The sequence below is a fragment of the Actinomycetota bacterium genome (assembly GCA_040881665.1).
Classification (GTDB): domain Bacteria; phylum Actinomycetota; class UBA4738; order UBA4738; family HRBIN12; genus JBBDWR01.
This window is the reverse complement of the sequence record JBBECT010000005.1, coordinates 740,885-752,910: the sequence shown is the minus strand read 5'-3', so window position 1 is coordinate 752,910 and position 12,026 is coordinate 740,885. Positions and strand designations below refer to the sequence as shown.

10 protein-coding genes are annotated in these 12,026 nt (G+C 69.4%); 6 read left to right on the top strand and 4 right to left on the bottom strand.

Annotation, left to right across the window (positions count from 1 at the left end; all coding sequences use genetic code 11):
• Positions 1–155: 155 nt before the first annotated feature.
• Both WEF05_09400 and pth read left to right on the top strand, forming a co-directional pair.
• Entirely contained in the window at positions 156–863 is a 708-nt protein-coding gene (locus tag WEF05_09400; protein MEX1102098.1) for a 50S ribosomal protein L25/general stress protein Ctc, read from the top strand.
• Between the two features lie 72 nt (positions 864–935).
• A complete protein-coding gene (pth, locus tag WEF05_09395) occupies positions 936–1,529 on the top strand; it encodes an aminoacyl-tRNA hydrolase (protein ID MEX1102097.1) in 594 nt (197 codons plus the stop codon).
• A gap of 15 nt (positions 1,530–1,544) precedes the next feature.
• On the opposite strand, the gene WEF05_09390 is transcribed toward pth, so the two are convergent.
• The 4 genes from WEF05_09390 to WEF05_09375 form a co-directional block, all read right to left on the bottom strand.
• Complete coding sequence (locus WEF05_09390; protein ID MEX1102096.1) at positions 1,545–2,747, bottom strand: serine hydrolase domain-containing protein; 1,203 nt, start codon at positions 2,745–2,747, stop codon at positions 1,545–1,547.
• 3 nt (positions 2,748–2,750) lie between these two features.
• Complete coding sequence (locus WEF05_09385) at positions 2,751–4,304, bottom strand: hypothetical protein (GenBank protein ID MEX1102095.1); 1,554 nt, start codon at positions 4,302–4,304, stop codon at positions 2,751–2,753.
• A gap of 102 nt (positions 4,305–4,406) precedes the next feature.
• Positions 4,407–4,736: a multidrug efflux SMR transporter gene (locus WEF05_09380; protein ID MEX1102094.1), complete on the bottom strand. Its 330-nt coding sequence runs from the start codon at positions 4,734–4,736 to the stop codon at positions 4,407–4,409.
• Positions 4,733–5,287 (bottom strand): TetR/AcrR family transcriptional regulator, encoded by a 555-nt coding sequence (locus tag WEF05_09375; protein ID MEX1102093.1) that lies wholly within the window; start codon positions 5,285–5,287, stop codon positions 4,733–4,735. Before WEF05_09375 ends, WEF05_09380 begins: the two co-directional genes overlap by 4 nt.
• A 142-nt stretch (positions 5,288–5,429) precedes the next feature.
• On the opposite strand from WEF05_09375, the gene WEF05_09370 reads away from it, so the two are divergent.
• From WEF05_09370 to mazG, 4 genes are all read left to right on the top strand, one after another.
• Entirely contained in the window at positions 5,430–6,605 is a 1,176-nt protein-coding gene (locus tag WEF05_09370; protein MEX1102092.1) for an ATP-binding protein, read from the top strand.
• Between the two features lie 119 nt (positions 6,606–6,724).
• Entirely contained in the window at positions 6,725–10,135 is a 3,411-nt protein-coding gene (gene mfd / locus WEF05_09365; GenBank protein MEX1102091.1) for a transcription-repair coupling factor, read from the top strand.
• Complete coding sequence (locus tag WEF05_09360; GenBank protein ID MEX1102090.1) at positions 10,132–11,169, top strand: peptidylprolyl isomerase; 1,038 nt, start codon at positions 10,132–10,134, stop codon at positions 11,167–11,169. Before mfd ends, WEF05_09360 begins: the two co-directional genes overlap by 4 nt.
• A 3-nt stretch (positions 11,170–11,172) precedes the next feature.
• On the top strand, positions 11,173–11,997 hold the full coding sequence (gene mazG, locus WEF05_09355; GenBank protein MEX1102089.1) for a nucleoside triphosphate pyrophosphohydrolase: 825 nt from the start codon (positions 11,173–11,175) through the stop codon (positions 11,995–11,997).
• Positions 11,998–12,026 lie beyond the last annotated feature (29 nt).

Sequence of the window (12,026 nt, the reverse complement as noted above, 5' to 3'; positions counted from 1 at the left end):
TTCGCACTGCCGCCGTGGCGGGATCACTCTCGGGTCGGGACCCCCGCGGTTCGAGCGCCGCCGAGTGCCGGTGGGCTCCGTGCCTGCGCAGGTCCGTCACCTGGGGTTTCCGGTACCATGCCGCGCCGAACCCACGGACACGAGGTTGCTGAACGATGGCCGAACTGAAGCTCACCGCCGACAGGCGCGACGGAACCGGCAAGGGCGTCGCGCGCAAGCTGCGCTCGGCGGGCCGTGTGCCGGGCGTGCTCTACGGGCACGGGGTCGATCCGGTGCCGCTGTCGGTCGACGCGAAGGCCCTCTACCACGCCCTCCACACCGGAGCCGGGACGAACGTCCTGGTCGACCTCGAGGTCGCGGGTGACAAGCACCTCGCCCTGCCCCGTGAGATCCAGCAGGATCACATCAAGGGGCAGGTCGTCCACGTGGACTTCCTCGCCGTCCGTGCCGACGAGACGATCACCGTCGACGTCCCGTTCCGCGAGGAGGGCGAGGCCCCCGGCGTGAAGGAGGGCGGCGTCGTCGACCACCACATCTTCGAACTCCACCTGGAGTGCCTGCCGGCCGACGTGCCGAACGAGATCGTCGCCGACATCTCCCACCTCGCGCTCGGCGACTCGCTCAAGGTTTCCGACATCACGCCTCCCAAGGGCGTCACGATCCTCACCGACCCCGACGAGACGATCCTGGCCGTCGTCACCCCGGCCGTTCTCAAGACCGAGGCCGAGCTCGAGGTTCCCGGCGAGGAGCTCCCCGAGGGAGAGGTCGCTGCAGAAGCCGAGGCCGAGGGCGAGGCCGTACCCGAGGGCGAAGCCGTCCCCGCCGAGGGCGAGAGCGCCGAGTCGTCCGGCGACGAGAGCTGACCCGGCGCAACAGCGTCGAGCACGCACGTCTCGCGTCCCGGCTCCACGGCAGCCACCCGCTATCGTCGCGCCATGAACTCCGACCTCACCTGGCTCGTCTGCGGCCTCGGCAATCCGGGCGATCGGTACGCCCGGACGCGGCACAACCTCGGCGCGATGACGGTCGCCGAGCTCGCCTCGCGCGCCGGTGAGCGACTGAAGAAGGTTCGCTTCGTGAACGTCCACGCGGCGGACTTCACCGAGGGCCCGCATCGCGTGATCGTCGCCACCGCCGACGCCTACATGAACGAGTCGGGACCCTCCTACGCGTCGCTCGCGCGCAAGCGCGATATCGAGCCGGCGAACGTGATCGCCGTGCACGACGAGCTCGACCTCGCGTTCGGCGCGCTGAAGGTCAAGGTCGGCGGCTCCACCGCCGGTCACAACGGGTTGCGTTCCCTCGAAGGGGCGCTGCGAACGCCGGAGTTCCATCGTGTGCGTGTCGGGATCGGGCGCCCGCCCGGCCGCCAGGATCCGGGGGACTTCGTCCTGCGCCCGTTCTCGAAGGACGAGGCCGAACACGTTCCCGCGCTGGTCGACGACGCGGCGGACGCGGTCCTCTCGCTCGTGCGCGACGGGCTGGCGGCCGCCCAGGACCGGTTCAACCGCGGCGCCCTTCCCGACTGAAGGCCGAGCCGCGCCTCAGCCCTCGTCGAGCAGCAGCCCCTGGATCGTGCGCAGCGCCCGGTAGCCGGCCAGACCGCGCGGGTCACCGTTGGCAAGCACGAGTGAGCCTCGCCGATCCGCCGGGCGCAAGAACATCCGCGTCGAGACGCCCGAGTCACCGCCCGTGTGGCCGAGCACCGTGCGCCCGCGCATCGCGATCCGGTACCAGATCAGGCCCTGCCCGTATTCCAGGGAGGGAACCTGCTCACGCCGCATGTGCCTTGCCAGGTCGCGATCGAGGATCCGCACGCCGTGCGCCGACCGACCGAAGCCGACGAAGGCCGCGAGGAACCGCGCGAGCGACCGCGCGCTCGACCGGAGCTGGCCGTCCGGGTAGTCGGGGTAGCCGTACTGGCCGTAGGCGGTCCAGTCGTCCGGACCGTCCCAACGTGAGGGCATCGCGACCTTCTCGCGCCTGAGCCCGGCAAGGTGCCACGACGTCGCGCGCATACCGAGCGGATCGAAGATCCGGTCCTCACACCACGTGTCGAACGGCGTCCCCGAGGCTGCCTCGACGATGAAGCCGGCGAGCGCCACGCCCTGGTTGCAATAGCGGTAGCGCCGTCCCGGCCGAACGGGCTGGAACCATCTCCCGGACAGGTCGCCGTCGGACGTCAGGCAGCGCCGCAGGAACCCGCCGAGCGGAACGGGGGAGTCGCCCCGCGTGTAGAAGCGCGAGTACACCGACCAGTCGTCGCGCATGCTCGAGGTGTGGGTGAGCAGCTGCCGGAGCGTGATCGGATCGTTCGGATGCTCCGGGTTGCGCAACGACCACGGCAGCACGTCGTCGACGTCCGTGTCGAGGTCGACGAGTCCGTCCTGCACCGCCTGCATCGCCGCGACGCCGGTCACGGTCTTGGACACCGACGCGAGCATGAACGGCGTGTCCGGCGTTGCGCGCCGCTGCTTGTGGACGTTCGCGAATCCGAGCGCCGAGGTCCACGCGACCTCGTTCCCCCGCGTGACCGCGAAGGCCAGTCCGGGAACCCGCGCGACGTCCATCAGCTCGCGGATGCGAGCGCCCAGCCGCGGCCGCCGCGCCAGCTCGTCGTCCAGCCCGAGTGCGGTCGCCGCGCGCGTCAGCGGCAGCGCGAGCGCGACGGTTCCCGCCGTCCGCAGGACCGTGCGCCGATCGACCGGGAGGTCCGGCAGCGCTCCGATCTGGGATCGATCGCCCACCGGTCAGCCCAGCTTCGATCCGAATCGGTCACCTTGTTCGGCGGTCCCGGGCACTCCCGGCGAGTCCCGGGTCCAGGCCTTCGCTCCGACGCCTGTGAGTCCAGATCCCGATCCCAGGATCGAGACCACCGACCCGGCCCGGATCGCCCCGGTGACCGTCTCGCCTCCCGCTCCGACGACGAGGTCATCTCCCACCCCGCCGGAGAACGGGCCGCCGGTGAGATCCCACCCGAAGAAATCTCCGTCCTCAGCCTTCTCTGGGATGCCCGAACTGTCTTGATTCCACACAACCACGCTTGGATCGAGGAACACGTCTGGGTCACCCAGGCCCGAGATCACGAACACCGCCCCCGCCTGCTCGTGACCCGAGAAGCTCTCGAAGCTTGCTCCCACGATCTCGGTGGTTCCGTCCCCGTCGAAGTCCCCACCGCCGACACTGAAGCCGAACTGTTCGTACGCGCGCGCTCCGAAGCCGACCGGATTCGACGACTGCCTGAGCTCGTACTGATCATCGAAGATGCTGCCCTCGGGCCCGGCGATCCGTACGTCGATCATCCCGGCGAACTCCTTCTGCTCGACCTCAGCGCCGGGCACGCCGATCGCGAGATCCTCGTCGCCGTCGTCGTCAACGTCCCCGGCGAAGAGGTCGTGTCCGTAGCGCTGTCTTCCTCGGTCGGCACTCGGTGAGAGGAAATGGTTCCCTTCGACCTGAACGCCCGTGTCCGACCCGCGAAGCACCTGAACCGACCCGCGATCTTGACGTGCGTTGTCGTCCAGGGGGGCTCCGAAAGCGACGTCGTCGATGCCGTCACCCGTCATGTCGCCGGCCGCGACGCTCAGTCCGAAGTTGTCGCCGGGTTCGGGGGTCTCAGGGAGACCGTTCGTGGCTTGCGAGAACACGTGCGCTCCCGCACCCGTGAGGCCCTGCCCGGAGATGCCGTAGAGCACATATCCCGCTCCCGCGGCCGCCTCATTGGACACGCGCAACCCGGGCGCGCCCGCCGCGAGGTCCGACACACCGTCCCCGTTGAAGTCGCCGGCCGCGACCGAGAAACCGAGTCCAGCGAACTTCCGATCACCCGGAACTCCGGGAGAGCCGAGATGGAGCAACCCGGCGCCGTCGGTGGAGAGTCCGCTCGAGGAGCCGTAGAGGACGAGCACCGTTCCCGTGCGCCGGCTCTTCACGGCGTCGTTGGGCGTGCCGACGGCGAGGTCTCCGAATCCGTCGTCGTTGAAGTCACCGACAGTGATCCCAAGCCCGAACAGGTCGTCCGTCCCGAGCTTGCTCGGAACGCCGGGGGAGTCAAGGTTCCAGTTCTTCGCTCCTGCGACGCCGGGTCCGGCGGGCCCGCCCGGAAGGACGGTCACGCTCCCTGCGTTCTTGACACCCGCGACATCGTCATAGTTCGCGGCGATCACCAAGTCCGCGTACCCGTCACCGTCGAAGTCGCCGTCTTCGGGGGTAGCCGAGCCTCCGCCTGCGTCGGCAACTGGAGCGAGCCCGGCGAGCGCGACCAACAGGAGGGAAGTGAGGGTGACGGTTCCGCGCACTCGCATCTGGGCTCCCTTCGAGGTCGCGGGAATCTAGCATCGAGTGGTGCGAAAGTGCAACGGGCTCCCAGGACTCGGCCCAGCTGCGGGCCGTGGCGAAGGACGAACTCAGCGACCGCCTGCACCGGAGAGGTTGATCGTCAGGATGCCGACCAGGATCAGCGCGATCCCGCCGATCGCCGCGATCGGCAGCCGGTCGTCGAACAGGAACCGCCCGGCGACCGCGATGATCGCGATCCCGAACCCGCTCCAGATCGCGTAGACGACCCCCGAGGGAAGCTCACGCAGGATCAGGCCGAGCAACCAGAACGACAGCCCATAGCCCACGATCACGACGATCGAGAATCCGAGCCTCTTGAAGCCGTCGGAGGCGCGAAGGCTCAACGTCGCCGTGACCTCGGTCGCGATCGCGAACCCCAAGAGGACCCAGGGGTTCACGCCGGTTCCTCGGTCATCGCCTCGAGCCGTTGCAGCATCTTCGCACGGACCTTGGTGTCCACAGGCTCGACTCCGAGGACGTCGGCGAGCCACAAGCCGTCGGTGGCGAGCCGGGCGATCGTCGACGAGACGATGTCGACCCCCTCGGAATGGTCGGTGTCCATCCACCCGGCGCAGACCTCCCGCCAGGGTTCGAGCAGGTTCGGCCCTTCGCCGAGTGCAGCGACGAGGGCGAGCCACACGTCCGCGTCGCGGAGGGTGTCGGTTCCCGCACGTACGTACGACCGTGCGGAACGTCCGAGCGGGTTCTCGTCCGCCGCCGCGTGGGTGCGGACGGCGTGCGTGTAGTCGCCGACGAGCCGATCGACCATCGCCCGAAGCAGCGCGTCCTTCGACGGGAAGTGGTAGAGCAACCCACCCTTGCTGACCTCGGCGGCATCGGCCACCGCGTCGAGTGTCATCGCGGTGGTTCCTCGCACGCGCACGACCTCATAGGCCGCCTCCAGGATCCGAGCCCGGGACGCCGAGGATCGTCGTTCCGAAGGCGTCACTTCAGTGGTAGATGCCACCCACTAACTATACCGTCCAGACGGTATAGTCACAGAAAACTGTGCGTGGAACAGATTACTCAGCATACTGAGTAGATTTACTCAACGTGTTGAGTAAACTGTCGGGGTGATCTATCGGCGCCGCATGGTGGACCTCCTGGTGGAACGCCTGGCCGAACCGAGGCGCTTCATCCAGGTGCTGGCGGGACCTCGCCAGGTGGGGAAGACGACGATCGCGCGGCAGGCCACCCAGCAGGTTCGTGGACCGGTGCACGTTGCCTCCGCTGACGATCCGTCCGGGCGAGACCTGGCGTGGCTGCGAGCGCAGTGGACGATCGGAAGGACGATGGCCCGTGACGCGGGCGAAGACGGCGCCGTGCTGGTCCTGGACGAGGTGCAGAAGATCCCCGACTGGGCGAGCCTCGTGAAGCTGTTGTGGGACGAAGACTCCGCGTCGGAGCTGTCGCTTCGGACCGTGCTGCTCGGGTCCGCACCCCTCGTCGTCCAGCGGGGTCTCGGCGAGAGTCTGGCGGGTCGCTTCGAGCTGATCCGAGTGCCGCACTGGTCGTTCTCAGAGATGCGCGCGGCGTTCTCGTGGGACCTCGATCGGTACATGTTCTTCGGCGGGTATCCCGGGGCGGCGGATCTCGTCGACGACCGACGACGATGGTTCGCCTACATCATGGAGTCCCTCGTCGAGACCACGCTGTCCCGCGACATCCTGCTCCTGACGCGGATCGACAAGCCGGCGCTCCTGCGACAACTGTTCCAGCTCGCCTGCGCTTACTCGGGACAGATCGTTTCGTACCAGAAGCTCGTGGGCCAGTTGCAGGATGCGGGGAACACGACGACGCTCGCCCACTACCTGCGGCTCCTGGAGGGCGCAGGACTGATCGCGGGACTGCAGAAGTTCAGCGGGAGCATCGTTCGGCGACGCGGTTCGAGTCCCAAACTGGTCGCACTGAACGCCGCGCTGGTCTCGGCTCCGTCCGGCGTTTCGCTCCGTGACGCGCGGACGGACCCGGAGATGTGGGGGCGCCTGACCGAAACCGCGGTGGGAGCCCACCTGGTGAACTCAGGAGGGGGGGACGAGATCAAGGTGTCGTACTGGCGAGATCGCAATCGTGAGGTCGACCTCGTGCTCCACTCGGGGTCGCGGGTGGTCGGGCTCGAGGTGACGAGCGGTCGACGCAAGGACGCCCTACCGGGCCTGCGCGCGTTCACGGAGCGGTTCGAGGGGGCGACCACCTTGCTGGTCGGCGGCCAAGGCATCCCCGTGCAGGAGTTCCTCTCGCAGCCGGCCCGACACTGGGTCGCGTAGCACCGGTAGGGAAACAGCAGGCGTCTCTCGTAGGATGTTCTTCGGATAGGCCCGTCGCAGCTGCGGCGAGGCCTCTTCGTGGCGTTCGGGGTCGTTCGGAACGGGAGCGCACAGGCACGGTGAACCCACTGCTGGAACGGATCGCACGCTCGGAGCCGTACGAACGGCTCCTGCTCGATCGCGCCCGGCCGCTGCTGCGCCGCGCCGACGCCGGGCAGGACGCCGCGATCGCCGCCCTGGCCGTCGCGCTCGAAGCTCCCGTGCTCGCCGTGGCGCCGGGTCCGCGCGAGGCCGACGAGCTCGAGCACGGGGTGCGTGCGTTCCTCGGCGCGGATCGGGTCGAGATGCTCCCGGCGTGGGAAGCGCTCCCGAGTGAGGGGATCTCGCCGACCGCCGAAACCGTTGCCCGCCGCGCCCGTGCGGTGCACGCGCTGCGCGATGCGAAAGGACCGTTCGTCCTCGTCGCTGCGGCGCATGCGGTCCTGCAGGGGATCTCGCCGACCCTTATCGACACGCCGCCGTTGTCGATCGCCAAGGGTCAGGAGCTCGCGCCCGACGAGCTCGCCGACCGGCTCGTCGCGCTCGGCTACATCCGCGCCGACGTCGTCGAGCACCGCGGAGAGTTCGCGATCCGTGGCGGCATCGTCGACCTGTTCGCCGGCGCCGCCCGCCGGCCGGCCCGCTTCGAGTACCTCGGCGACGAGATCGAATCGATCCGCGAGTTCGTTCCCGCGACTCAGCGTTCCACGGACCTCGTCGACCTCGTCGAGGCCGGACCGGTCCGGGAGCTGCTGCAGACCGAGGAGCTCAAACGTCGCGCGGAACAGCTCGCGCCCACCCACCTCGATCGGTGGCGCGACCAGCTCACGCGGTTCGCCGACGGCCTGCAGTTCGAGGGGATGGAAGCACTCGCCCCGTTGCTCGTCCGGGATCTGCCACGTCCCGCGGACCTGCTGCCGGACGGCTCCTGGGTCGTGCTGACGAAGTCGCGCCGCACGATCGATAGAGCGGCCCAGGCGGTGCTCGAGGCCGACGCGATCGCCGAGGCGTCCGGCTGGCCCGCTGCCCCGCCGCTCGCCGATCTCGACGACGCACTCGGGGAGCGACCCCGGCTGGACCTGACCGAGTTCGCCGAAGCCGAGTCGCTCGGGTTCGAGGGATGGGGGAGCGCCGCACAGGGCAATCCGGCCGAGCTCGCCACGACCCTGCACGATCTCGCGAACGTCGGGTTCCGTGTCGTCGTCACCGCCCAGGGCCACGGGTCGCTCGAACGCTCGCGCGAGGTGTTGCACGACCGCGGTCTCGATCTGATCGAGGCGCCCGGCCCGAAGGGAGCCCAGGCGATCGACGTCGCCTCCGCCGACGGCAACGCGGTCGCCGTCGAGTGCGACCTCACCCAGGGGTTCCGCTTCGGGCCGGGCAAGCTCGCGGTCGCGACCGAGGAGGATCTGTTCGGCTCGCGCACGCACACCCGGAGCGCTCCCCGCCTCACCACCCGCCGCGCCGAGGACGTCGCGCTCGACCTCGAGCCCGGGGACCACGTCGTGCACCGCGTGCACGGGATCGGCACCTACGTCGGCATCACCCACCGGGAGATCGGCGACGCGGAGCGCGACTACCTGATCCTGGAGTACGCGCAGAACGACCGGCTGTTCGTTCCCACCGACCAGGTCGGGATGGTCGCGAAATACATCGGAGGAGAGGCGCCGCGCCTGCACCGGCTCGGCTCGTCGGACTGGGCGCGCGCGAAGGGGCGCGTGAAGCGCGCCGTCAAGGACATGGCCGGTGAGCTCGTCCGTCTCTACACCGTTCGGATGTCGGTGAAGGGTCACGCCTTCGCCCCCGACAGCCACTGGCAACAGGAGCTCGAGGAGGCGTTCGGCTTCGACGAGACGCGCGACCAGCTCACGGCGATCGACGATGTCAAGCGCGACATGGAGTCCTCCAAGCCGATGGACCGCCTGATCTGCGGCGACGTCGGGTTCGGCAAGACCGAGATCGCCGTACGCGCCGCGTTCAAGGCGGTAATGGACGGCAAGCAGGTCGCGGTCCTCGTTCCCACCACCCTGCTCGCCGAGCAGCACTACGTGACGTTCTCCGAGCGGTACGCGCCGTTCCCGGTGAAGGTCGCGATGCTGTCGCGGTTCCTGTCGAAGACCGAACAGGACGAGGTGATCGCCGGGCTCGCGTCCGGCGAGATCGACGTCGTGATCGGTACCCACCGGCTGATCGGCTCCGACGTGAGGTTCTCCGACCTCGGCCTGCTCGTGGTCGACGAGGAACAACGCTTCGGCGTTGCCCACAAGGAGCGCCTGAAGAAGCTCCGCGCGCACGTGGACGTGTTGACGATGACCGCGACCCCGATCCCGCGAACCCTCGAGATGGCGCTCACCGGGATCCGCGACATGAGCGTGGTCGACACGCCGCCGGAAGACCGTCAGCCGGTGCTGACGTTCGTCGGGCCCTACGACGAGCCGCTGGCCGTCGGCGCGATCCGCCGCGAGCTGCTGCGCGAGGGCCAGGTGTTCTGGGTCCACAACCGGATCGCGACGATCGAGCGGATCGCGGGCTTCATCCAGGAACAGGTCCCCGAAGCGCGCGTCGTCGTCGCGCACGGCCAGATGGACGAGGAGGACCTGGAACAGCGGATGGTCGCGTTCTGGGATCGCGAGGCCGACGTGCTCGTGTCCACCACGATCATCGAGAGCGGTCTGGACGTCCCGAACGCGAACACCCTGATCGTCGATCGCGCCGACCGCCTCGGCTTGGCGCAGATGTATCAGCTCCGCGGCCGCGTCGGCCGCGCGAAGGAACGCGCGTTCTCCTACTTCTTCTTCCCCCCGGTCTCCAAGCTGACCGAGGAGGCGCACGAGCGGCTCGCGACGATCTCCCAGCACACGGCGCTCGGCTCGGGCTTCAAGATCGCCCTGCGCGACCTCGAGATCCGCGGCGCCGGGAACCTCCTCGGCGCCGAACAGCACGGGCAGATCGCCGCGGTCGGCTTCGATACCTACGCCCGTCTGTTGCAGGAGTCGGTCGCCGAGATGCGTGGGGAGGAGCTCCCCGAGGAACGCGACCTGAAGGTCGAGCTGCCGGTCCGCGCGTACGTTCCGATCGGCTGGCTCGAACAGGAGTCCCTGCGTCTGGAGCTGTACCGGCGGATCGCGACCGCGCCCGACCACGACCGGCTCCACGAGGTGCGCGCCGAGGCCGAGGACCGGTTCGGCGCGCTGCCCCAGGAGGTCGCCACGCTGTTCTCGGTCGCGTCGCTGCGCCTTGCCGCCGCGCGCTTCGAGGTGGACGAGATCACCACGTATCGGGACCAGGTCCGGGTCAAGCCGTTCGCGATCCGCGACACGATGCGGCTCGACCTGCCCGAGCGGGTTCCCGAGGCGACGTTCCACGAAGTGACCCGAACGTTGAACCTCGCCCCGGAACGCGTCGCCGGCGCGGACCTGCCGTCGTGGGTCGAGGCCAAGCTCCGCGAGGCGGCGGGCGAGACCGAGGCCGTTGCTACGATGGGCGCGTGACCCCGCTCTCCGGACGCTCCCGAATGCTCGTCGCCGGCCTCGGCGCGCTCGTCATGCTGCTCACCGCATGCAACGAGGGCCGGCTCGAACCACCCGCGGCGAAGATCGACGACGCGGCGATCACCGAGAACCGGCTCGATGCGGCGATCCGGGAGTTCCGATTCCTCTCGGCGCTCAATCAGACGCCGTGCGGCCAGCCGATCGAAGGAGAGAGCCAGGCGGCCGCGTGCGCCCGCTTCACCTTGTCGAACCTGATCCAGGAGGAGCTGATCGCCTCGTACGCCCGCGAGCAACAGCTCGAGGTCGGTGCGCAGGCGATCACGGCGGCGATCGCCGAGATCGAGGGCCAGATCGGCGCCGATGCCGTCGCCGACCAGCTCGCGGCGGAGGGGCTGACCCCGGAGGACCTCCAGGCGTTCGTCGGCCGCCTGCTGCTGTTCCAGGAGGTGCAGCGCGTCATCAGCGACGAGGAGATCACCGACGCAACGATCCGCCGCTCGTACGAAGAGCGCTCCCTGGAGTTCACCCAGCTGCACGCGAAGCACATCCTCGTGGAGACCCAGCAGGAGGCCCTCGACATCGCCCGGCAGGCCACGCCGAACAGCTTCGAGGATCTCGCACGGGAGTTCTCGATCGAGCCCAACGTCGGCCAGAGCGGGGGCGATCTCGGCGAGCAGCAGGCCGCCTCGTTCGACCCGGCCTTCGCGAACGCCGCGGCCGCGCTCGAGCCCGGTGAGATCTCCGAACCGGTTCAGACCGAGTTCGGATGGCACGTGGTCCTGCTCGTCTCGGCGGACCGGGTTCCGTTCGGCCAGGTCCGCGACCAACTGCTCCAGGAGCTCGCACCGACCGTGTTCGCCGAGTGGTTCGACGCGCGGCTCCTCGACGCCGACATCGACGTCAACCCACGCTACGGGCGGATGAACCCGCAGACCCAGCTGGTGGAACCGATCCGCACGACCTCGACCTCCTCGCCGACGCCCTCCCCGGCCTCGACCGGCCCGGTCGACGTCGGCGCCCCGCCACAGGGGTAGCCGGTGGGCTCCGAGCCGACCGGCGCCCGGCTGCTCGAGCTCGTCCGCGTGATGCAACGGCTGCGTGGGCCGGACGGTTGCCCCTGGGATCACGAACAGACCCACCGGTCTCTCGGCAAGCACTTGCTCGAGGAGGCGCACGAAACCCTCGAGGCGATCGACACCGGCGACACCGGCGCGCTGCGCGACGAGCTCGGAGACCTGCTGCTGCAGGTCGTGTTCCACGCGCAGATCGCATCCGACGACGGTGCGTGGGACGTCGACGACGTGGCCGACGCAATCGTGACGAAGCTGATCCGGCGCCATCCCCACGTGTTCGGCGACGCCGAGGTGTCCGGCGCCGGCGAGGTCCTCACGAACTGGGAACAGATCAAGGCCGAGGAACGCGCCGCGGCCGTGGGCGACACCGAGATGGCACGCCAGCGCGTCGACGACGACATCCCGCCCACCTTGCCCGCGCTCGCCCGGGCGGGCAAGGTCCAGCGCCGCGCGGCAGGATCCGGCTTCGACTGGCGATCCACCGACGCCGCGATCGCCAAGCTTCGCGAGGAGCTCGACGAGCTCGAGTCGGCCGCCGACGGTGGGGATCGCGACGCAGCGGAGGCCGAGCTCGGGGACGTGCTGTTCGCCGCCGTGTCGGTCGCCCGCCGGCTCGACATCGACCCCGAAGGAGCGCTCCGCCGCTCCACCGCCCGCTTCGCCGACCGCTACGAACGGATGCGCGACCGCGCCGACGCCGAGGGAGTCGACCTCGCCGCGCTGGACGACGACGAACTGCTCGCGTACTTCCGTCCGTCACGAGACGCGGACAGATCGTCAGGCAGTTGACGCTCCTGCCCGTACAACACCCGGCCCAG